We start from the raw sequence: 21,362 nt of genomic DNA on the forward strand, positions 1-21,362 counted from the left end.
GGTTCGTGACGAGTGCGCCGGTCACCACCCGGTCAGCCGGGCGATCCGTTCCTCCGTGGGTGGGTGCGTCGTGAACAGTGCCGACAGCGACCGCCCGCGAACGCCGGTCAGCGGGTTGACGACGTACTTCGGCGCCTGGGCGGGTGGCACGGCCATGGGGATGCGGGCCGCCGCCCTGTCGATCCTCGCCAGGGCCGTTGCCAGCGAGCGGCCGTCACCGCTGAGCTGGGCGCCGGTCCGGTCGGCCTCGAACTCCCGGCTGCGCGACACGGCCAGCTGGAGCAGCAGCGCGGCGAACGGCGCGACCAGGAGGGCGACGAGGGCGGCCAGCGGGCCGGGGGCCTCGTCGTCCTCCGCGCTGCCCGCGAAGGGCAACCAGCCGGCGAGCTGGGCGATGAAGCTGATGCCCGTCGCCAGGGCCGCGGCGACCGACGTGAGCAGGATGTCCCGGTTCCGGACGTGGGCGAGCTCGTGGGCGAGCACCGCCCGCAGTTCCGCGGGGGTCAGCAGATCGAGCAGCCCCTGGGTCACCGCGACCGCGGCGTGCGCCGGGTCGCGGCCGGTCGCGAAGGCGTTCGGCTGCCGGTCCGGCGTCACGTAGAGGCGGGGCACCGGCAGGCCGGCCTCGGCGGAGAGTTCTGCGACGATCCGGTGGAGCACCGGCGCGCTCACGGCATCGACGGGGACGGCGCCGGCGGTCCGCAGCGCCACGCGGTCGCAGAACCAGTAGGAACCGGCGACCGTGGCGACGCCGAGGAGCAGGCCGACGACGGCGCCGGCCCGGCCGAACAGGGAGCCGAGGAACACCAGCAACCCGGCGAGGCCGGCCAGCAGGAGCGCCGTCCTGGCCCCGTTCCAGCCGCGCGCCGGTGGGAGAGCGGCGCGCCGCCGGGGTCGCCGGGCGGGCGGGACGAGCCGGTACTCGGCCGGCCGGCGGGTGCGCAGACGCTCCGGCACCCCGGCCGGGCGCAGGGGGCTCGGCAGCATCGTGGTCATCTGTCCTCCTCAGCGCACGTCCTGGGCCTCGGCGCCCAGGTGCTGGTCGAGCCAGCGGTGGATGGTTGTCGCGGGCTGGGCGCCCACCAGGCGCGCCCGCTCCCGGCCGTGGGCGACGAGCACCAGCGTCGGGATGCCGCTCACCTGCAGGCGCGTACTGGCACCGGGCGCGGTGTCGGCGTTCACCTTCGCGACCTTGAGTCGCCCGGCGCGGTCCCGCGCCAGCTGCTCCACGACCGGGGCGACGGCCCGGCAGGGGCCGCACCAGGGCGCCCAGACGTCCACCAGGACGGGGATCCGGCTCTTCTTCACGACGTCGTCGAAGTCGGCGTCCCCTGCGTCGACCAGCCACGGCAGGTCGGCGTGGCAGGCCGGGCAGCGCGGCCTCCCGCGGGCGGAGCCGGGCAGCCGGTTGCGCCGTCCGCAGCCGGGGCAGGTCGTCAGAGCAGGCCGTGCCGGGTCAGTGCCCATTGCAGCTCCCTCGCGGTCGGTTGCTCGATCCACTGACCGCCGACGTTCACGACCGGATTGCGGAGCACCCCGCCGGTCATCCAGCGCAGCCGGCGCTCGGCCTCCGGGTGCAGGTCGAGGTCGACGTACTGGTAGGGCACTCCGGCGCGGTCGAGCAGTCGGCGCGTCATCTGCGTGATCCCGCACCACCGGTTGCCGTACACGGTGACCGGTGCGGTCCCGACGGCCGGCCGCACGCGGACGGCCGGCTGCATCGGGACCATGTAGGTGGTCGTCATGGTGTCCTCCCTTCGGACGATCCGGCGCCCCGGGTCAGGCCGCCGCGCGGCGGTCGGCCACCTCGTCGAGCGCGGCGAACAGGTCGTAGATGTCGGGCAGGTGGTCCACCCGCGGCGAGACGTGCGCCCAGCGGATCACCCCGTCGGCGTCGACCACGTAGAGCGCACGTTCGCTGAAGCCGTCGGACTCGCGCCAGACGCCGTACCGACGAGCCACCTCGCCGCGCGGGTGGAAGTCGGACAGCAGCGGGAAGGTCAGGCCCCGGACGGCGGCCCAGGCGCCGTGGCTGTAGAGCGAGTCCACCGAGATGCCCAGCAGCGCGGCGCCCCGGCGCTCGAACTCGGCGAGCTCCTGCTGGTACAGCTCGAGCTGCCGGCTGCACCCGGGGCTCCAGTCGAGCGGGTAGAACACCAGCACCACCGGGCGGCCACGGAAGTCCGACAGGCTCACTGGTCGGCCCTCGGCGTCGGGCAGGGTGAACTCCGGCGCCCGGGTGCCGACGGCGAGGCCCGTCGACTCGGCCGCCCCGCTCATCGGCGGTGCGGTCAGGTACAGGTCCGCGACATCGGCCGGTGCGGCGCCGGCACCCGTCGTCGCGCCGTCCGGCGAGAGGCCGCCGTCGGTCGCGGGCCGGTTCGCCAGTTCCTGCAGCATCGCGTGCAGCACCGAGAGCGCCTCGGCCACCGGTGAGTCCTCGAGCTGCTCACCCAGCTCGGCGAAGCGCTGTTCCAGTCGGGTCAGCCGGCTGGTGCCCGCCGCCTGCCCGGAGATCGTCGTCATCCGCACCTCCTCGCCAGTCGGTCCACGTGTGCGCGTAGCTGCCAGTACCTCAATCCGGTGCCACAGAAAACTTCTATCGCCGACAGGAACTTCCGTGGCGTGGGGAACGTCTTTCCCCGTGCCGGGCAGGACCGGGCCCGCCGAGGCGCGGTCCGGGCACGGACACGGACGTGGAGGAGAAGCAGGGAGGTCAGGCGACCATGTCACGTGCAGTCGGCATCGACCTGGGCACCACGAACTCGGCGGTGGCGGTCCTGGACGGCGGTGACCCCACCGTCATCCCCAACAGCGAGGGCGGCCGGACCACGCCGTCCGTGGTGGCCTTCGGCCGGACCGGCGAGGTCCTGGTCGGCGAGGTCGCCAAGCGCCAGGCGGTGACGAACGCCGCTCGCACCATCCGGTCGGTCAAGCGGCACATGGGCACCGACTGGTCGATCGACGTCGACGGCAAGCGGTACACCGCCCAGGAGATCAGTGCCCGGGTCCTCCAGAAGCTCAAGCGGGACGCGGAGGCCTATCTCGGCGAGCCGGTCACCCAGGCGGTGATCACGGTTCCCGCGTACTTCGACGACGCGCAGCGGACCGCGACGAAGGAGGCGGGCACCATCGCGGGCCTCGAGGTCCTGCGCATCATCAACGAGCCGACCGCCGCGGCGCTGGCCTACGGGCTGGACAAGGACGCCAAGGACGAGACGGTGCTGGTCTTCGACCTCGGTGGCGGCACCTTCGACGTCTCGGTGCTGGAGATCGGCGACGGCGTGTTCGAGGTGAAGTCCACGGCGGGTGACACCCGGCTCGGTGGTGACGACTGGGACCAGGCGGTCATCGACTGGCTCGTGGGGACCTTCCGCGCCGCCGAAGGGGTGGATCTCTCGAAGGACCCGATGGCGATGCAGCGCCTCAAGGAGGCGGCCGAACGAGCCAAGATCGACCTCTCGGGGACCACGCAGACCCAGACCACGCTGCCCTACATCACCGCGACGGCCGAAGGCCCCAAGCACCTCGACGTCGCGCTGACCCGGGCGACGTTCCAGGAGTTGACGCGAGCCCTGCTCGAGCGGTGCCGCGGGCCCTTCGAGCGCGCCGTCCGTGACGCGGGCCTGACACCCGACCGCATCGACCACGTCGTCCTCGTGGGCGGCTCGACCCGTATGCCGGCGGTGGTGGACCTCGTACGCGACCTGACCGGCAAGGACCCGCACCAGGGCGTGAACCCCGACGAGGTCGTCGCCGTGGGCGCGGCGGTCCAGGCCGGCGTCCTCCGTGGGGACGTCAAGGACGTGCTGCTGCTCGACGTCACCCCGCTGTCGCTCGGCATCGAGACCCAGGGTGGGGTGATGACGACGATCATCGAGCGGAACACGACCATCCCCACGCGCCGCTCCGAGGTCTTCAGCACGGCGACCGACAACCAGCCCTCGGTGGAGGTGCACGTGCTGCAGGGTGAGCGCGAGATGGCCGCGGACAACAAGACCCTGGGCCGTTTCCACCTGACCGACCTGCCCCCGGCGCCGCGCGGCGTGCCGCAGATCGAGGTCACCTTCGACATCGACGCCAACGGCATCGTGCACGTGTCGGCCCAGGACCGGGCCACGGGCAAGGAGCAGTCGATCACCATCACCGGGCAGTCGTCGCTGAGCCGGGAGGAGGTCGACCGCATGGTCCGTGACGCCGAGGCGCACGCGGAGGAGGACCGCCGACGGCGCGAGCAGGCCGAGGCCCGCAACGAGGCCGACATGCTGCTCCACCGCAGCGAGAAGCTGCTGGCCGAGCACGGCGATGCGACCGGGCCCGAGCGCGACCAGCTCGAGGCGGCGGTCAGGGAGGTGAAGGGGGTCCTGCCGGAAGGCGACGTCCTGGCACTCCGGGCGGCGACCGAGCGGCTGAGCACGGCGGGCACCGCCTTCGCCGCCCGGCTCCAGCACCGGGCGGCTGCGGAGACCGGCGCGACGGCGGCCGCCGACGACGACGTGATCGACGCGGAGGTGGTCGACGAGGAGAGCCGGGCGTGAGCCCGGCCCTGCGGCAATCCCGAGGGGGTGCGAAGCCATGGCGCTGACCGCTGAGTGGCTGGACAAGGACTACTACCGGGTGCTCGGCGTCGGGGAGTCCGCGTCGGACAAGGAGATCACCCGCGCCTACCGCCGGCTGGCCAGGCAGCTGCACCCCGACACCAACCCCGACGCCGGAGCCGGTGAGCGGTTCCGGGAGGTCACGTCGGCCTACGAGGTGCTGAACGACCCCGTGCGCCGGCGCGAGTACGACGAGGTCCGCCGGCTCGCCCGCGCCGGTCGGTCGACGGGCGGGCCGGGCTGGCCGCACGGTCGGTCCGTGCGGGTCAACCGGCGCGGTCCCCGGGCCGGCGGGTCGCGGATCACGGTCGAGGACCTGTTCGGCACGTCCGCCGACGACGGCGGGTGGGGAACCGGCCTGCCGCGCCGCGAAGCCGACCTGGAGGCGGCGGTGGAGCTGCCGTTCGACGAGGCGGTGCGCGGCACTACCCGCCGGCTCCGGCTGGGGTCGCGGACCGTCACCGCGCGGATCCCGCCGGGGATCGCCGACGGGCAGACTCTGCGGCTGGCCGGACGCGGAGAGCCGGGTGAGAACGGCGGGCCGGCCGGTGACCTCGTCGTGCGGGTGCGGGTCAGACCGCACCCGTTCTTCGCGCGGGACGGCCGCGACCTCGTCATCACCGTGCCGGTGACCTTCGCCGAGGCGGCCCTGGGGGCCGACGTCCGGGTGCCCACGCTGGACCGCCCGGTCACGGTCCGCATCCCGCCCGGTACCAGGAGCGGGACGACCCTGAGAGTTCCCGGCCGAGGTGCGCCGGCCCCCGACGGCACGGGCGACCTCCGCGTGAAGGTCGAGGTGGACGTGCCGAGAGAGCTGGACCAGCGCCAACGGGCTGCCGTGCAGGCACTGGCGGCGGCGATCCCCGGGTCGCCGCGAGCCCACTTCGGGGTGTGAGGCACCGGCCGATACCCCGCCACCGACAGATCAACGACAGCGAGGAGGTGTTCCACCGTGGCCGGCGCATTCGACCCGAACCGCTGGACACGCAAGACCCAGGAAGCAGTCCAGGCCGCCGTCGAGCGGGCACGGCAGGAATCGCACCCCGAGGTCACGCCCGATCACCTGGTCGCGGCGCTCCTCGGGCAGGAGGACGGCGTCGTCCTGCCGCTGCTGCAGAAAGCCGGGATCGGCGTCCCCGGACTGCGGGATCGCGTCACCGAGGCCCTCGATCGCCTGCCGCACGCCTACGGGTCCGAGCCGCAGGTCGGTCGCGAGCTGCGTGCTGCGATCGAGGAGGCCGACCGGGTGCGCCAGCAGTTGCACGACGACTACGTCTCCACCGAGCACCTGCTGCTGGCGGTCGCCGATCATCTGCAGGTGCCGCGGGATCAGCTGCTGAGCGGCTTGCAGCAGGTGCGCGGCAGTCACCGCGTGACCTCCCAGAACGCCGAGGAGCAGTACCAGGCGCTGGAGAAGTACGGCCGCGACCTGACCGAGGAGGCCCGCAAGGGCAAGCTCGACCCGGTGATCGGCCGGGACGAGGAGATCCGCCGCGTCGTCCAGGTGCTCTCCCGCCGGACCAAGAACAACCCGGTCCTGATCGGCGAGCCCGGCGTCGGCAAGACGGCGATCGCCGAGGGGCTCGCCCGCCGGATCGTGGAGGGCGACGTCCCGGAGGGCCTGAAGAACAAGCGGCTGGTCGCGCTCGACCTGGCCTCGATGGTCGCCGGCGCCAAGTACCGCGGCGAGTTCGAGGAACGGCTCAAGGCCGTGCTGCAGGAGATCGCCGACGCGGAGGGCCAGGTGATCACCTTCCTCGACGAGATGCACACCGTCATCGGTGCCGGCTCGGCCGAGGGCTCGATGGACGCCGGCAACATGCTCAAGCCGATGCTCGCCCGCGGGCAGCTGCGCATGATCGGCGCCACGACGCTGGACGAGTACCGCAAGCACATCGAGAAGGACCCGGCGCTGGAGCGCCGCTTCCAGCAGGTCTTCGTCGCTGAGCCCTCGGTGCAGGACGCCGTCGCCATCCTGCGGGGCCTCAAGGAGCGCTACGAGGTGCACCACGGCGTCCGCATCCAGGACGCCGCGCTCGTGGCCGCCGCGGTGCTCTCGGACCGGTACGTCACCGGCCGTTTCCTGCCCGACAAGGCGATCGACCTGATCGACGAGGCGGCCAGCCGGCTCCGGATCGAGATCGACTCCCTGCCCACGGAGATCGACGTCATCGAACGGCGGATCCGGCAGCTCGAGATCGAGCGGGTGGCGCTGGCCAAGGAGACCGACGAGGTCAGTCGCGACCGGCTCGCGGCGCTGGACCAGGAGCTGTCCGACCTGCGCGAGCAGTCGGCGGGGATGAAGGCGCACTGGCAGGCCGAGAAGGAGGCGATCGGGCGCATCCGGGAGCTCAAGGAGGAGTTGGAGGACCTCCGGGGCGAGGCCGAGCGGGAGGTCGACCTGAACCGGGCAGCGGAGATCCGCTACGGCCGCATCCCCCAGCTGGAGCGCGAGATCGCGCAGGCCACCGAGCGGCTCGCCGACCTGCAGGCGACCCAGCAGATGCTGAAGGAGGAGGTCGACGAGGAGGACGTCGCGGAGGTCGTCAGCCGGTGGACCGGGATCCCGGTCGCCCGGCTGATGCAGGGCGAGGTGGCCAAGCTGGTGCGGATGGAGGACGTCCTCCACGCCCGCGTCGTGGGCCAGCACGCCGCCGTCCGGGCCGTCTCCAACGCCATCCGGCGCAGCCGCTCGGGCCTGGCCGACCGCAACCGGCCGATCGGCAGCTTCCTGTTCCTCGGTCCGACCGGCGTGGGCAAGACCGAGCTGGCCCGCAGCCTGGCCGGGTTCCTCTTCGACGACGAGCGGGCGATGGTCCGGATCGACATGAGCGAGTACATGGAGAAGCACTCCGTGTCCCGCCTGGTCGGCGCGCCGCCGGGCTACGTCGGCTACGACGAGGGCGGGCAGCTCACCGAGACGGTCCGCCGGCGTCCGTACGCCGTGGTCCTGCTGGACGAGATCGAGAAGGCGCACCCGGACGTCTTCAACATCCTGCTGCAGGTCCTCGACGACGGTCGGCTCACCGACGGCCAGGGCCGCACGGTCGACTTCACCAACACCGTGCTGATCATGACCTCGAACCTGCCCGGTGACCCCGCGGACTTCTTCAAGCCGGAGTTCGTCAACCGGGTCGACGAGATCGTCCGGTTCCGGTCGCTCACGGAGGACGACATCGAGCAGGTGCTCGAGATCCAGCTCCGGCACTTGGAGTCCCGGATGGCCGAGCGCAAGCTGACCCTCGACGTCAGCGACGAGGCGCGACGGTGGCTGGCCTCCCGCGGCTACGACCCGGACTACGGCGCACGGCCGCTGAAGCGGCTGATCCAGCACGCCATCGTCGACCCGCTCGCACTGGAACTGCTCTCGGGCGTCTACCGGGACGGCGACACCGTCCGGGTCGACGTCGCGGGCGACGACGTCGTCCTGAAGTGACCCATCCCACGGTCCTGCGGTGCGGCGGTGCGGCGGTGCCGCAGGACCGTGCCTCATATCCCCACGACCGACGGAGGAGGAACCGCATGACCGAGATCAGGAGCAGGCTGCCCGAGGACGTCAGCAAGACCGTGGGGGAGGCGCTGCAGGGTGCCGTCGTCGACCTCGTCGACCTCGGGCTGGTGGCCAAGCAGGTGCACTGGACGGTGGTGGGCCCCGGCTTCCGGAGCGTCCACCTGCACCTGGACGACGTCGTGGCCACCACCCGGCAGTACTCCGACGCCCTCGCCGAGCGAGCGGTCGCGATCGGCGTCCTGCCCGACGGCCGGGCGACGGCCCTGCAGGAGCAGTCCGACCTCGCGCAACCGCCGCTGGGCTGGATCCCGGTCGGTGAGGCGATCGGCTTCCTCACCCACGCTCTCGACGAGGTCGTCGCACGGATGCGTGACCGCATCGATGCGACCCAGCACGATCCCGTGTCGCAGGACCTGGTGATCGAGGCGACCGGGGCCCTGGAGAAGCACCTCTGGATGTGGCAGGCGGAGGGCCGGTCGCGCTGAGGCGCTGGACGAGGAGGGGCCGGCCGCTCGCCGGCCCCTCCGAAGCGGGGGGGGGGGGGTCCGCACGGCTCGCATGCACGTGGGGCGGGGGCCTGACCGGGGACGGACGGAGCGGGGAGTGTTCCCGGGCCCTGGTCACCGTCCCGGTCCGCTCCGGTTAGCGGCGGGACGGCGTGGCATTGATGAGGGCAAGGATCTGCCGCGGACCGGACCCGGGTCGTGGCGCGACGACCGAGGGAACGGACTGCAGTGATGAGCGAGGCGACGGCGGACGACAACGGCAGCGTTCTGGTCACGGGAGCGGGAGGCGTCATCGGTGCGCACGCGGCCGCGGAGTACGCCCAGCGACCGGGTTGGCGCGTGCAGGGGGTGAGCCGCCGCCGGCCGAGGACTCCCACGTGGGACCACCTCCCGGTCGACCTCGGCGATCCGGACGCCGCACGTGCCGGCCTCGGGGCGCTCGGGGACGTGACGCACCTCGTCTTCGCCGCCTACACCGAACGGCCCTCGGCGCGGGAGGCGTCCGAGGCCAACGTCGCGCTGCTGCGCAACACCCTGGACGGATTGGCGGGGGCGGGCGCGCCCCTGGAGCACGTCACGCTGTACCAGGGCGGCAAGGCGTACGGGGCGCACATGGGGTTCTTCAACACCCCGGCCAAGGAGAGCGACCCGAGGATCATCCAGCCGAACTTCTACTACGACCAGGAGGACCTGCTCCGCGAGGTCGCCGCCGAGCGCGGCTTCCGGCTCACGATCTTCCGCCCCGAAGGCGTCATCGGTTACGCGGTCGGCAACCCGATGAACCTGCTCATGGTCATCGCCGTCTACGCCGCCATCGCCAAGGAGCTCGGCCAGCCGCTGCGGTTTCCCGGGAGCCTGGCCGCGTACGACGCCCTCTACCAGGTCACGGACGCCGAACTGCTGGCCCGTGCCACGGTGTGGGCCGGGAGCGAGCCGCGCGCGGACGGCGAGATCTACAACGTCACCAACGGCGACCAGATCCGCTGGAGGCACCTCTTCCCGGCCTTCGCCCGGCACTTCGGGATGGAGCACGCCGAGCCGCAGCCGGTCCCGCTGGCCGAGGCGATGGCCGACCGGCGGGACGTGTGGGAGCGGCTGGTCGCCCGACACGGCCTCGTGGAGACGCCCTACGAGGACCTGGTGGGTTGGGAGTTCGGCGCATTCATCTTCACGTCCGGTTTCGACAACGTCAGCTCGACGATCAAGCTGCGCCAGGCCGGCTTCGCCGACTGCCTCGACACCGAGGACCGTTTCCTGGAGCTGTTCGACCGCCTGGCCGCGGACGGGGTCATCCCCCCGTTGCGGTGACCTCGGCCGGACGTCCACCGGCAGATCGGCGTCATGCGCACCCGGAGGGGAGGGCGAGGCCTGCGGGGCTGCGGTCCACGACCAGACCCCGACGGCCCGGTGCGGAGAGCACGAGGACCGAGGTGACGTCGGGTCAGCGGCCCGGAGGCTCTGAGCGCCCGGCGTCTCCGTTCGCGGGCTCGGTGCGTCGATCCGCCGCGTGCGACGGCTGCCCGATCGAGCGGGGAGGCAGCAGCCACGCGACGACTGCGGTCAGCAGGCAGACCGCCAGCCCGAGCGCAGCGATCGTGGTGTACCCCGTGCTGCTGGGCGCGCCGGCGGCCTCGGGCGTGGCGGACGCGAGGACGGTGGCGGCCAGGGCGCTGCCGACGGCGAAACCGACGTAGCGCAGGACCTGGTTCAGGCTCATGGCACTGCCGGTCTCCGAGGACGGCACGGCGGAGACGACCAGTACCGGGAAGGTCGCGAAGGCGGCCCCCACGCCCAGCCCGGCCACCGCCATCACGAGGAAGACCTGCCACAGGTCCGTGCGAGCGAACCAGAACAGGAGGAAGGCGGCGCCCTGGACGACGGCCGCCACAGGGAGCACGAGGTGGAGGCCCACGCGGTCTGCCAGCAGCCGGGCGAGTCGTCCAGCGAGCACGCTGGCCGCCGAGAAGGGCAGCAACGCCAGCCCTGCGACCGTGATCGAAGCGCCGAGTCCCGACCCGCCGGACCGTGGAGCCTGCGCGAGGACCGGGACCGACGCGAGCAGGAGGTAGTTCGACGTCCCGACGAGGAGGGCCGCCGAATGCGCCGTAGCGGCGATACGTCCCCGGGCCAGGCGCAGGTCGACCAGCGGGGAGGGTGTCCGGAGCTCCCAGAGCGCCCAGCACACCAGGACCAGGGCGGACCCGGCGATCAGGACCCACAGGACCGGGGAGGTCCAGCCCCACGCCCCGGCCTCCCCGAGGGCCAGCAGTGCACCGGCCAGCCCGGCGCCGAGGAGGACGGCTCCCAGGACGTCGAGCGGCCGGGAGGAGGTGATCCGGGAGGTGGGCAGCACCGCTGCCGAGGCCACCAGGGCGGCGCAGCTCACGGCGGCCCCGGCCCAGAAGGCGGCGTGCACGCCGCCGAGTTCGGCGACGAGCCCCGCGAGCGGGTAGCCGAGACCCACACCGGCGACCACGGTGACCGACAGCGCGGCGATCGTGGAACGCGATCGATCGCCCTCGAGCGCCTCCCGGGCAGCGGCGATCGCGAGGGGAGTCAGCCCGAGCCCGAAGCCCTGGAGGCCCCGGCCCGCGATCAGCCACCCGAGGCCCAGGGGAAGAGCAGCCAGGACGCCTCCGAGCGTGACCACGGTGAGAACGGCGAGAACCATCGCGCGTCGGCGCGGGCCGTCGCCGAGCCGGCCGATCACCGGGGTGGCGACGGCGCCGACCAGGAGGGTGACCGTGAGCGCCCATTGGGCGTCCGGCAACGTCGTGGCCATCGCGGCGGCGATCGCCGGGATGAGTGGCGCACCGAGGCTGCTGATGACGGCGACGACCGTGCCCACGAAGATCAGCACCGGCACGAGGGCGCGGGAGGCGGGCGTGGTGTTCACGCGGCTACGCTGCCAGATCGTTGCAGAGGCCAAGCGATTGGGCTGTCGGCCGCCGTCGCCCGCGGGTCGGCGTCTTCGCCGGCTCTGCTGCGACGGCCGACGTGCTCGGCCACCGGGCGGCGTCCGACAGCGTGACCGCCTGAGCGCTGCGCGGCCGCCGGCCCCGCGGGGAGGGGGGCCGGCGGCCGGGTGGTCAGGCGCTCTGCGCCTCGCGGCGGGGCAGCACCCAGTCGGGCCGCACGTAGTGGCACGTGTAGCCGTACGGGATCTTCTGCAGGTAGTCCTGGTGCTCCTCCTCGGCCTCCCAGAACTCACCCGCCGGCTCGACCTCGGTGACGACCTTCCCCGGCCAGATGCCCGAGGCGTCGACGTCGGCGATCGTGTCCAGGGCCACGCGCTGCTGCTCGTCGCCGGTGTAGAAGATCGCCGAACGGTAGCTCCGGCCCACGTCGTTGCCCTGCCGGTCCTTCGTCGACGGGTCGTGGATCTGGAAGAAGAACTCCAGCAGCGCCCGGAACGAGATCACGTCGGGGTCGAAGACGATCTCGACCGCCTCCGCGTGGTCACCGTGGTTCCGGTACGTGGCGTTCGGGGTGTCGCCCCCGGAGTATCCGACCCGGGTCGAGATCACCCCGGGACGCTTGCGCAGCAGCTCCTGCGCGCCCCAGAAGCAGCCGCCGGCGAGGATCGCGGTCTCGGTGGTCAATGTGCCTCCCTCTGTCTTCGTGACGACAGGGCAACACCGCGACCAGCTCCGGTGTTTCGCCCGGCGCTGCGGACGTCGGTGTCCGGTGCGCCCGGCCGGGGTGGACCTCCTCGCCGTCGCCCCGGGCCGTGCCGTGGCCCGGCTGCACCTCACCCGGGGCGGGTGGACCCGCGCCAGGCGAGGCGAGCCCGCGGTTCGGGCGGTCGACGACGGCGGGGCCGCCCGCGGACCGGTGGGTTCACCCGAGGGCGCGGGCGTACTCCTGCCGGCGCTCCGGGGGCAGCGCGGGGCCGGGGCGGCGGGGGGCCGGAGGCGGCAGCTGACCGGTGACCCCGCGGACGGCCAGGTGAGCCGCTCCCAGGGCGGTGGCCTCCTGCGCGTCGACGAACGCGGCGGTGCCCTCACCGACCGCCTCGCGGATCTCCCGCCACGTCGCCGACTCGGCCGGCCGGCCGGCCAGCAACCGCTGGGTGACGGCCCGGCCGGCGGCCCGGCTGAGGTCCCGGGTCAGGTCGCGCGAGGCCACCGCGGTCGTCTCCATGAGGGCGCGCACCACTGTCGCCGGGGTGACGTCGAGCGGGACGCCGTCCAGGTCCAGCCGGCGGTCCGGGGAGATCCGACCCCGCACGCCCCGGCTGCCCACCGGTTCCCCGCCGATCAGGTCGTCGAGGGAGGCAGAGGGATCCAGGCCCAGCAGCCTCGTCCACGTCAGGTAGAGCGCCCCCGACGGCAGCGCCGCGTGCAGGTAGTACAGGCCGTCGGTCACGAAGCAGCCCACCTCGCTGCCGGCCGTGGCCGTGGGGTCGAGGGAGTCCGTGACCAGCAGGTGCGCCTCGGACGTGCCGGCGGAGACGAACACGTCACCGGGGGAGCGGGCGCCGGCGGCGAGTGCGCCGCAGAAGTGGTCGTGCCCGCCGGTGACGAGGGGGATCCGGCGCGCGACGCCGAGCTCCGCGGCGAGGTCGCCGCCCAGCTCGCCGACCACCGTGCCGGAGGGGACGAGGCGGGGCAGGGTGAGGTGCCCCATGCCCACCACGTCGAGGCCCTCGGCGCGCCACGACCGGGTGGGGGCGTCGAAGAGGCCCGTGCGGGACGCGTGGGAATGGTCCATCACCAGGTCGCCGGGGCCGAAGGAGGCGAGCAGCCAGCTGCCGAGATCGGTCAGCGTCGTGGCCGCGCGCGCCGGGGCCGGCCGGGTGCGGGCCCACCAGGCGAGGGCGTGGACGCTGTACTCCGGGTGCCGGAGGCCGGTGACCGGGGCCCGGCGGTCCAGCTCGGCCGCGTGCTCCCGTGCCGGGGCGTGCCCGACGCCGGAGAACCAGGTCGGCACGTCGCCGACCGGCCGGCCGGCGGCGTCGAGCAGCACCGCCTCCTCGCCGACCGAGGTGACGGCGATGCCGCCCAGCGCGGCGCGGGCCTCGGGACCGGCCTCGGCCAGCGCGCTCCGGGCGACGTGGATGGCTGCGCCGCGGATCGCCGCGGGGGAGTGGACGGTGGTGCCGCCGTCCTGGGTCTGCGGCGTCGGGACGGCGGCCGCCCCGAGGACGGTGCCCCGACCCGGCTCCAGGAGGACTGCCTTGGTGCGGGTGGTGCCGACGTCGATGCCCAGGAAGGTGGTGCTCACGGGCGCAGCCCCGGCACGGCGGTGGCGGCGGAGGCGGATCGCAGCTCGCGGACCTCGTCCCACCCGCCGAGGTCCGGCTCCAGCCGCCGGGCGTTGGCCGCCCCGGCCGCCGCCCCGGTGCACAGCGCGGTCGGGCGGTCCTCGCCCTGCGCCAGGGAGGTGGCGAAGCCCGCCAGCATCATGTCGCCGGAGCCCGTGGCGTTGACCACCGGCACGCTCGGGCTGGACACGTCCCACCCCTCGTCCGCCGACCGGTAGGAGAGCCCGGCCGCACCCCGGGTGACGACGACCGCGCCGGCCCCGGCGGCCAGTGCCCGCCCCATCAGCGCGTCCAGGTCGGCGTCCTCCCCGTCACCGGTCAGCCCGCCGTCGGCCCGCAACTCCTCCTCGTTGACCTTCACCACGTCGGGGCCCGCGCGGAGGGCGGCGGCCAGCCCCGGACCGGAGGTGTCCACGATCGTGAGCACTTGCCGCCCGCGCAGCCCGGTCACGCAGCGCGCGTAGAGGTCGGCCGGGGCACCCCGCGGCAGGCTCCCGGTGCAGACGACGAGGTCACCCGGCCGCACCGCCGCCAGCAGGCCCTCGACGAGCGCGTCCACCTCGCCGGCGCCGACATCCGGGCCCGGCTCGTTGATCACGGTGGAGGCGCCCGTCGCGCGGTCCACGATCACGGTGTTCACCCGGGTCTCACCCGTGATCGGCAGGTGGCGGTCGTCGATGCCGAGCTCGCGGCAGCCGGCCGAGATCTGCGCGCCGACGGACCCGCCGACGAAGCCGTGCAGAGCGGCGCGACCCCCCAGGCGCACGGTGCCACGCGCCACGATCATGCCCTTGCCACCCGGCCGGCTGACCACCTCGACGGCGCGGTGCACCTCGCCGGGAACGAGGCGGGGGACCACCTGCAGCCGGTCCTGCGCGGGGTTGGGGCTGACGACGTGGATGGTCGGGCCTGCGTGCGGTTCGTGCACGGATCTCCTCCTGGCCTGGCGGCGTTGCGGGTGGACGGTGGAGTGGGTGGGATCGGGTGGCTGCTACGTTCCCGGCCGGGCGCCGGCGTCCGGTCGGACGGGTCCGCCAGGCCGGTCTCCCGACGTCGCGCAGGGTCCGCCCTGCGGCCCCGAGCCCGTTCCGGACGCTCCCGGCGGGACCGCCGACCCGAGGAGCACCCCGTGGCACGCGCAGCACTGACCGACGTCCTCCCTGCGGCGCAGCAGGCGCGCAGCGGGCTGGGCGCCTTCAACGTCATCCAGATCGAGCACGCCGAGGCGATCGTCGCGGGAGCCGAGGCGGCGGGCCGGCCCACCGTGCTGCAGGTCAGCGAGAACGCCGTCCGGTACCACGGGGCCCTGGCGCCCGTCGGCCGGGCCATGCTGGAGATCGCCGACGCCGCGGACGTCCCGGTGGTGGTCCACCTGGACCACGCCACCGACGTCGACCTCGTCGAGCAGGCGCTGGGCCTCGGCTTCACCTCGGTGATGTTCGACGGCTCCACCCTGCCGGTCGAGGAGAACCTCGCCACCACGCGGCGCGTCGTCGAGCGGGCGCACGGCCGGGGGGCCTCCGTCGAGGCCGAGATCGGGGAGATCGGCGGCAAGGACGGCGTTCACGCGCCCGGGGTCCGGACCCGGCCGGAGGACGCCGCCCGGTTCGTCGAGGAGACCGGCATCGACGCGGTGGCCGTGGCGGTCGGCAGCTCGCACGCGATGACGACGCGCACCGCGCGGCTCGACCTGGACCTGATCGCGGCCATCCGGGACGCCGTACCGGTGCCCCTGGTGCTGCACGGCTCCTCCGGCGTCCCGGACGACCACCTGCGGGAGGCGGTGTCGGCCGGCATGACGAAGATCAACATCTCCACGCACCTGAACGGCACCTTCACCCGGGCGGTGCGCGAGTCGCTCGCCGCCGACCCCGCGCTCGTCGACCCCCGGAAGTACCTCGGAGCGGCCCGGACGGCGACCGCGCAGGAGGTCGAGCGGCTGGTCCGGCTGCTGGCCGGCTGACGCCTCAGCCCGCACCGGGCTCGCGCCGCAGGGCTGCGGCCAGCACCGGTGCCAGCGGTAGCTGGGGGAGCAGCGTGGCCTGGTAGGCGTGGTACACGTCCGGCTTCCCGGTCCAGACGGCGTCGCTGTCCCCCACGGGCAGCTCGTGCACCCAGCTGCCCCGGTCCCGGTCGACGAACCGGGTGACGGCCTCGTCCCAGAAGGTGCGGTACCAGCGCTCGTACGTCGGATCGCCCGTGCGCCGGACGAGCGCGCCCGCCGCGCCGATGGCCTCGGTGAGCACCCAGTGCAGCCGGGAGGCGACGACCGGCCGGTCCGACCAGTCCAGCGTGTAGACGAAGCCCGGCTCGCCGTCGGGCGCCCAGCCGACCTCGACGGCGGCGTCGAACAGGCTGCGGGCGTCGGGCAGCAGCCAGTCGGGGGCGTCGGCGCCCAGCGCGGCCTCCAGGTGGAGCAGCAGGCGGGACCACTCGAGCCAGTGCCCGGGGGTGGAGCCGTAGGGGCGGAACTTGTCGTTCGGGCGGTCGGCGTTGTAGTCCGGCAGCGGCCGCCAGCCGGCGTCGAAGTGCTCCGGCAGCCGCCAGCCGTTCTCGCGGGCTGCGGTGTGCACCAGGTGCTCGGCGATGCTGGTGGCGCGGGTGAGCCAGCGGTCGTCGCCGGTCACCGCCGCGACGGTGAGGAAGGCCTCGACCGTGTGCATGTTGCTGTTGGCGCCGCGGTAGGCCTCCAGCTCGGTCCACGTGCGGTCCCAGCTCTCCACCGACCGGCCCTCGTCGTCCCGCCAGAAATGCTGCTCCACCACCGCGAGCGCCTCCTGCAGCAGGTTCGCGGCGCCCGGCCGCCCCGCGGCGGTGGCGCTGGCCGCGGCCAGCACGACGAACGCGTGGTCGTAGGCGGACTTGCCGGTGGCCGCGGGTTCGCCCTCGGGCGTGAGCGAGGAGTACCAGCCGCCGTGCCCGGCATCACGGAACGGACCGGCCAGGGCGGCGAGCCCGGCGTCCACCAGCGGCCCGGCGCCGGGCCGACCGCGGAGGTGGGCCAGGGCGAAGACGTGCGTCATCCGCGCGGTGATCCACAGCTGCGGCGCCTGCCGGGGGTCCGGCCGGCCCTCGTCGTCCAGCCAGGCGAAGCCGGTCGGAGCGCCGCCCGCGGCCTCGGCGAAGGCGAGCAGCCGGTCGCCCTCGCGGTCCAGCCAGGCCCGGTGGCTCGGCAGGGAGATCCACGAGCCCGACTGCGGGGAGTCACCGGTCGTCGTCATGGGTCCTCCTCGGGGATGGCCGATCAGGTGGGCCGGCAGCGGTCGGTGGAGGGACCCTAGCGCTCGGCAACGGCTGGGTCTCGGCTGGATATCGGTGGCTTGACATCGATGACAAAGCGGTTGTTGCATGACGCAGGTCACCGATGACCGCTCGTCGAACCCTTGAAGGTGCCCGCTGTGCCCGTTCCCGCTCCGACCGCGCGAGCGCTGCTCGTGCTGCCGTCGGGCGTGCAGCCGGGGGCCGGTCGTGCGTGAGCGCGTGACGCTGCGTGACGTCGCCCGCGTGGCGGCGGTCAGCGCGAAGACCGTCTCCCGGGTCGTCAACGGGGATGCGCACGTCACCCCCGGTACGCGCGCCAGGGTGCAGCAGGCGATCGCCGAGCTCGGCTTCCAGCCCAACCTGGTGGCCCGGTCGCTGCGGGTCGGTCGCGCCGACGTGGTGGGGCTGGTCGTGGAGAGCCTCGCCGACCCCTTCTTCGCCCGGCTCACCAGCGCCGTCGAGCAGGCCGCCCACGAGCGGGGACTGGCGGTGATGGTTTCCAGCGTCGGCAACCGTGAGCCGGAGCGGGAGTCGGTGATCGTGGAGAGCCTGCTCGTGCGCCAGGTCGCCGGCCTCATCGTGGCCCCGATGGCGCAGAGCCACACCTACCTCGCCGGCACCGGCCGGCGGACGCCGATCGTGTTCGTGGACCGGCTCCCGGAGGGCATGGTCAGCGACGCCGTGCTGGTCGACGACCTCGCCGCCGGGGAGATGGCGACCCGGCACCTCCTCGACCACGGCCACCGGCGGGTCGCCTTCCTCGGGTCCGAGCTGCGCAACCCGACGACCCGGTTGCGCCTGGCCGGCTACCGCCGGGCGCTGGCTGCGCACGGGCTCGCCGAGGAGGAGTCGCTCGTGGCCGTGGGCGCCGGGACGGCCGCCGAGGCCCGCGTGGCGGCCGAGCAGCTGCTCACCGCACCGCAGCCGCCCACGGGGATCTTCTCGTCGAACATGCGGTGCTCGCTGGGCCTGGTGCCCCTGCTCCACGGCTGCGGTCGCACCGACGTGGCGGTGGTGAGCTTCGACGACTTCGCGATGGCCGACTCGCTCGTGCCGGCGGTCACGGTTCTCGACCACGACCCCGAGGTCATCGGTCGCGCCGCCGCGGAGCGGCTGTTCCGCCGGCTCGACGACCCCGACGCCCCCGCGGAGACGGTGCTGGTACCGGTCGGCCTCGTGCCACGGGGCTCCGGCGAGCTCCGGCCGCACGACGGGGAGTTCGTCCCGGACCACGACGGGGTGCAGGACAGGTTGCAGGACGTGGTGCGCCACGGAGGAGAAGGGAGGGCGTCGACCATGACGTCGCTGAACGCACAGGAGGTGGCGCGGTGACCCCCGCCCTCGAGGCCCGGGGCCTCCGGCGCGAGTTCGGGCACGTCCGTGCTCTCGACGGCGCCGACTTCGACGTCAACGCCGGCGAGGTGGTCGCCCTCATCGGTGACAACGGCGCGGGGAAGAGCACGCTGGTCAAGGCGCTGTCGGGCTCGCTCGCGGTGGACTCGGGCGAGCTGTACAGCGACGGGAAGCGGGTCACGATCGACAGCCCGGCCGCGGCTCGCGCGCTCGGCATCGAGACCGTCTACCAGGACCTCGCGCTCGCCCCGCACCTGGACCCGGTGCAGAACATGTACCTCGGGCGGGAGGTCATGCGGTCCGGCCTGCTCGGCAAGCTCGGCTTCATGGACCACGGCGAGATGAAGGCGAAGACGCAGCGGGCGTTCGCCGACCTCGGGGCGACGGTGCGGGACTTCGCGGCACCCGTCGGCGCGATGTCCGGTGGCCAGCGGCAGCAGATCGCCGTGGCACGGGCCGCCGCGTGGGCCAGTCGGGTGATCTTCCTCGACGAACCCACGGCGGCGCTCGGCGTGGTGCAGACCCGCAACGTGCTGGACCTGATCAAGCGCGTGCGCGACCGCGGCATCGCCGTCGTCTTCATCAGCCACTCGATGCCGCACGTGATCGAGGTGGCCGACCGCATCCAGGTGCTGCGGCTCGGCCGCAGGGTGGCGACCTACGACGCCAAGCAGACCTCGATGGAAGAACTGGTGGGAGCCATGACCGGCGCGATCAGCCAGGAGGCGGCGTGAGCACCGTGGCGGCGACCCAGCAGGACACCGGCGCGCCCGAGGAGGAGAGGCCGAAGAGCGCGCTGCAGCGCCTCGTCGGCGCCCAGGCCTTCCAGATCCTGGGGGTGCTGCTCATCCTCATCGTGCTGTTCAGCATCGCCGAGCCGGACGCGTTCCTGTCGGTGAACAACTTCCGCAACGTCGTCGTCAACGTCTCGATCCTGGCGATCATCGGCGTCGGGATGACGTTCGTGATCATCACCGGCGGCATCGACCTGTCCGTCGGCAGCGTGCTGGTCTTCAGCGGGGTGGTGGCGGCCAAGACCATGACGGCCCTCGGCGGGCAGGGCGTCGGCGTCTCGATCGTCGGCGCCCTCGTCGCCTGCGCCTCGGGCACGCTGTGGGGGCTCTTCAACGGCGTGGTCGTCGCCCGCCTGAAGGTGCCCCCGCTGATCGTCACCCTCGGGACGCTGGGCATGGCGCTGGGCGCCGCCCAGATCCTCACCGGGGGCATCGACCTGCGGGGCGCCCCGACGGTGCTGACCGACACGATCGGCTTCGGGCGGCTGTTCGGCCAGATCCCCTACCTGTCGCTCATCGCGCTGGCGGTCGTGCTGATCGGCGCGGTGATCCTGCACCGCACCCGGTTCGGCCGGTACACCTACGCCGTCGGCTCCAACGGCGAGGCCGCGCGACGGGTCGGCGTGAAGGCCGACCGGCACCTGGTCCTCGTGTACACGCTGGCCGGCTTCTGCGCCGGGCTGGCCGGCATCCTGAACCTGGCGTTCTTCTCGTCGACCACGATCGCCGGGCAGTCGAACACCGCGCTCAACGTCATCGCCGGTGTCGTCATCGGCGGGACGAGCCTCTTCGGCGGCATCGGCACGATCGCCGGCACCGTGATCGGGCTGTTCATCCCCGCCGTCCTCCAGAACGGCTTCGTGATCATGGGTGTCCAGCCCTTCTGGCAGCAGGTCGTCGTCGGTGCGTTCCTCATCGCCGCGGTCTACGTCGACCAGGTCCGCCGCGCCGCGGCGAGCCGCGGGGCCAGCACCCGCCGCACGTTGTTCTCCCGGTTCTCCCGCCCACCAGGGGCACGTCGAAAGGAAGCACAGTGAACAGAGGCACCACGGCCAGGATCGCCGCCATCTCGGCGCTCGCCCTCGGTCTCGCCGCGTGCGGCGGGGACGACGCGGGTGAGGGTGGAGCCGGCGGGGGCGGCTCCGAGGCCTACGAGATCGCCTTCGTGCAGGGCGTCGCCGGTGACGAGTTCTACATCACCATGGAGTGCGGTATCCAGGAGGCGGCCGAGGAGCTCGGAGTGGAGGTCACCACCCAGGGCCCCCAGCAGTTCGACCCCGCGCTGCAGACGCCGATCGTCGACAGCGTCGTGGCGAGTTCCCCGGACGGGCTGCTCATCGCCCCGACCGACGTGACGGGGATGTACCGTCCGATCAAGGCAGCGGCGGACGCCGGTATCACCGTCGGCCTCGTCGACACCACCCTGGAGGACCCGTCCATGGCGGTCACCCAGGTCGCCTCGGACAACGAGGGTGGCGGGGCCGCGGCCTTCCAGGCCATCCAGGAGGCCAACCCGGACGGTGGCAAGGTCCTCATCGTCGGGCACGAGCCGGGGATCAGCACCAACGAGGCGCGGATCAAGGGCTTCCTCGACGCCCTGGCCGAGGACCCGAAGTTCACCGCGCTCCCCACGCAGTACGCGCAGAACGAGGTCGCCGAGGGAGCCCGGATCGTGACCTCGACGCTGCAGTCGGACCCGGACCTCATCGGCATCTTCGGCACGAACCTGTTCGCCGCGGAAGGTGCGGCGACGGGTCTGCGTCAGGCGGGTGCCCAGGAGCAGGTCACCGTCGTGGGCTTCGACGCGGGCCCGGCCCAGGTCGAGGCGCTGGAGAACGGCACCGTGCAGGCCCTCGTCGCCCAGCAGCCGGCCGACATCGGCCGGCAGGGCCTCGAGCAGGTCGTCGCCTCGCTGAACGGCGAGGAGGTCGAGGCCGAGATCCAGACCGGGTTCACGATCCTCACGCAGGAGAACCTGGCCGACAACCAGGACGCGCTGTACCGCTCCGACTGCTGATCCCGACGCGCGACGCCCCGTCCCTCTCGCGAGGGGCGGGGCGTCGCGCGTCCGTG

The 21,362-nt window shown here is 73.4% G+C and carries 19 protein-coding genes; 10 read left to right on the plus strand and 9 right to left on the minus strand.

Annotation, left to right across the window (positions count from 1 at the left end):
- Positions 1–21 precede the first annotated feature (21 nt).
- The 4 genes from ACI79W_RS06095 to ACI79W_RS06110 are packed head-to-tail and all read right to left on the minus strand — an operon-like array spanning position 22 to position 2,526.
- A complete protein-coding gene (locus ACI79W_RS06095) occupies positions 22–996 on the minus strand; it encodes a M48 family metalloprotease (RefSeq protein WP_456561174.1) in 975 nt (324 codons plus the stop codon).
- A 9-nt stretch (positions 997–1,005) separates the two neighbouring features.
- Positions 1,006–1,467 carry a thioredoxin gene (gene trxA, locus ACI79W_RS06100; protein WP_456561175.1) on the minus strand — a complete coding sequence of 154 codons (462 nt, stop codon included), beginning with the start codon at positions 1,465–1,467 and terminating at the stop codon, positions 1,006–1,008.
- Positions 1,437–1,745 carry a glutaredoxin family protein gene (locus tag ACI79W_RS06105; RefSeq protein WP_456561176.1) on the minus strand — a complete coding sequence of 103 codons (309 nt, stop codon included), beginning with the start codon at positions 1,743–1,745 and terminating at the stop codon, positions 1,437–1,439. Before ACI79W_RS06105 ends, trxA begins: the two co-directional genes overlap by 31 nt.
- 34 nt (positions 1,746–1,779) lie before the next feature.
- Positions 1,780–2,526, minus strand: a complete 747-nt coding sequence (locus ACI79W_RS06110; RefSeq protein ID WP_456561177.1) for a peroxiredoxin — start codon at positions 2,524–2,526, stop codon at positions 1,780–1,782.
- A gap of 200 nt (positions 2,527–2,726) precedes the next feature.
- On the opposite strand from ACI79W_RS06110, the gene dnaK reads away from it, so the two are divergent.
- From dnaK to ACI79W_RS06135, 5 genes are all read left to right on the plus strand, one after another.
- Positions 2,727–4,538 carry a molecular chaperone DnaK gene (dnaK, locus tag ACI79W_RS06115; RefSeq protein WP_456561178.1) on the plus strand — a complete coding sequence of 604 codons (1,812 nt, stop codon included), beginning with the start codon at positions 2,727–2,729 and terminating at the stop codon, positions 4,536–4,538.
- Between the two features lie 37 nt (positions 4,539–4,575).
- The gene (locus ACI79W_RS06120; protein ID WP_456561179.1) at positions 4,576–5,493 is read left to right on the plus strand and encodes a DnaJ C-terminal domain-containing protein; all 918 of its coding nucleotides are present in this window, start codon (positions 4,576–4,578) and stop codon (positions 5,491–5,493) included.
- Between the two features lie 57 nt (positions 5,494–5,550).
- Positions 5,551–8,034 (plus strand): ATP-dependent Clp protease ATP-binding subunit, encoded by a 2,484-nt coding sequence (locus ACI79W_RS06125; protein ID WP_456561180.1) that lies wholly within the window; start codon positions 5,551–5,553, stop codon positions 8,032–8,034.
- Between the two features lie 86 nt (positions 8,035–8,120).
- The gene (locus tag ACI79W_RS06130) at positions 8,121–8,594 is read left to right on the plus strand and encodes a Dps family protein (protein ID WP_456561181.1); all 474 of its coding nucleotides are present in this window, start codon (positions 8,121–8,123) and stop codon (positions 8,592–8,594) included.
- A 252-nt stretch (positions 8,595–8,846) separates the two neighbouring features.
- Positions 8,847–9,923: an SDR family oxidoreductase gene (locus ACI79W_RS06135; RefSeq protein WP_456561182.1), complete on the plus strand. Its 1,077-nt coding sequence runs from the start codon at positions 8,847–8,849 to the stop codon at positions 9,921–9,923.
- 133 nt (positions 9,924–10,056) lie between these two features.
- On the opposite strand, the gene ACI79W_RS06140 is transcribed toward ACI79W_RS06135, so the two are convergent.
- From ACI79W_RS06140 to ACI79W_RS06155, 4 genes are all read right to left on the minus strand, one after another.
- Entirely contained in the window at positions 10,057–11,511 is a 1,455-nt protein-coding gene (locus ACI79W_RS06140) for an MFS transporter (protein ID WP_456561183.1), read from the minus strand.
- Between the two features lie 193 nt (positions 11,512–11,704).
- On the minus strand, positions 11,705–12,217 hold the full coding sequence (msrA, locus tag ACI79W_RS06145; RefSeq protein ID WP_456561184.1) for a peptide-methionine (S)-S-oxide reductase MsrA: 513 nt from the start codon (positions 12,215–12,217) through the stop codon (positions 11,705–11,707).
- A gap of 238 nt (positions 12,218–12,455) precedes the next feature.
- Positions 12,456–13,841, minus strand: a complete 1,386-nt coding sequence (locus ACI79W_RS06150) for an FGGY-family carbohydrate kinase (RefSeq protein WP_456561185.1) — start codon at positions 13,839–13,841, stop codon at positions 12,456–12,458.
- On the minus strand, positions 13,838–14,809 hold the full coding sequence (locus ACI79W_RS06155; RefSeq protein WP_456561186.1) for a 1-phosphofructokinase family hexose kinase: 972 nt from the start codon (positions 14,807–14,809) through the stop codon (positions 13,838–13,840). The genes ACI79W_RS06150 and ACI79W_RS06155 overlap by 4 nt, the downstream gene beginning before the upstream one ends.
- 201 nt (positions 14,810–15,010) lie before the next feature.
- Here ACI79W_RS06155 and ACI79W_RS06160 point away from each other — a divergent pair, with 201 nt between their 5' ends.
- Entirely contained in the window at positions 15,011–15,844 is an 834-nt protein-coding gene (locus ACI79W_RS06160) for a class II fructose-bisphosphate aldolase (RefSeq protein WP_456561187.1), read from the plus strand.
- Positions 15,845–15,848: 4 nt separating this feature from the next.
- Here the strand turns inward: ACI79W_RS06160 and ACI79W_RS06165 are convergent, their stop codons facing one another.
- On the minus strand, positions 15,849–17,102 hold the full coding sequence (locus ACI79W_RS06165; protein ID WP_456561188.1) for an AGE family epimerase/isomerase: 1,254 nt from the start codon (positions 17,100–17,102) through the stop codon (positions 15,849–15,851).
- A gap of 259 nt (positions 17,103–17,361) precedes the next feature.
- Between ACI79W_RS06165 and ACI79W_RS06170 the strand changes: the two genes are divergently transcribed.
- Genes ACI79W_RS06170 through ACI79W_RS06185 form a run of 4 tightly spaced genes read left to right on the plus strand, consistent with a single transcriptional unit; the run spans position 17,362 to position 21,306 of the window.
- A complete protein-coding gene (locus ACI79W_RS06170) occupies positions 17,362–18,474 on the plus strand; it encodes a LacI family DNA-binding transcriptional regulator (protein ID WP_456561189.1) in 1,113 nt (370 codons plus the stop codon).
- On the plus strand, positions 18,471–19,229 hold the full coding sequence (locus ACI79W_RS06175) for an ATP-binding cassette domain-containing protein (RefSeq protein ID WP_456561190.1): 759 nt from the start codon (positions 18,471–18,473) through the stop codon (positions 19,227–19,229). The genes ACI79W_RS06170 and ACI79W_RS06175 overlap by 4 nt, the downstream gene beginning before the upstream one ends.
- Positions 19,226–20,326, plus strand: coding sequence for an ABC transporter permease (locus ACI79W_RS06180; protein ID WP_456561191.1), 1,101 nt, complete (start codon positions 19,226–19,228; stop codon positions 20,324–20,326). Before ACI79W_RS06175 ends, ACI79W_RS06180 begins: the two co-directional genes overlap by 4 nt.
- Positions 20,323–21,306: an ABC transporter substrate-binding protein gene (locus tag ACI79W_RS06185; RefSeq protein ID WP_456561192.1), complete on the plus strand. Its 984-nt coding sequence runs from the start codon at positions 20,323–20,325 to the stop codon at positions 21,304–21,306. The genes ACI79W_RS06180 and ACI79W_RS06185 overlap by 4 nt, the downstream gene beginning before the upstream one ends.
- The last annotated feature ends 56 nt before the right edge of the window (positions 21,307–21,362 follow it).

Source organism: Blastococcus sp. SYSU DS0533 (assembly GCF_054050775.1).

Excerpts from the sequence above, each read along its gene's own strand:
- ACI79W_RS06120 (WP_456561179.1), top strand. The coding sequence starts at position 4,576 with ATGGCGCTGACCGCTGAGTGGCTGGACAAGGACTACTACCGGGTGCTC.
- ACI79W_RS06165 (WP_456561188.1), bottom strand. The coding sequence starts at position 17,102 with ATGACGACGACCGGTGACTCCCCGCAGTCGGGCTCGTGGATCTCCCTG.
- ACI79W_RS06105 (WP_456561176.1), bottom strand. The coding sequence starts at position 1,745 with ATGACGACCACCTACATGGTCCCGATGCAGCCGGCCGTCCGCGTGCGG.
- dnaK (WP_456561178.1), top strand. The coding sequence starts at position 2,727 with ATGTCACGTGCAGTCGGCATCGACCTGGGCACCACGAACTCGGCGGTG.
- ACI79W_RS06095 (WP_456561174.1), bottom strand. The coding sequence starts at position 996 with ATGACCACGATGCTGCCGAGCCCCCTGCGCCCGGCCGGGGTGCCGGAG.
- trxA (WP_456561175.1), bottom strand. The coding sequence starts at position 1,467 with ATGGGCACTGACCCGGCACGGCCTGCTCTGACGACCTGCCCCGGCTGC.
- ACI79W_RS06110 (WP_456561177.1), bottom strand. The coding sequence starts at position 2,526 with ATGACGACGATCTCCGGGCAGGCGGCGGGCACCAGCCGGCTGACCCGA.
- ACI79W_RS06130 (WP_456561181.1), top strand. The coding sequence starts at position 8,121 with ATGACCGAGATCAGGAGCAGGCTGCCCGAGGACGTCAGCAAGACCGTG.
- ACI79W_RS06135 (WP_456561182.1), top strand. The coding sequence starts at position 8,847 with ATGAGCGAGGCGACGGCGGACGACAACGGCAGCGTTCTGGTCACGGGA.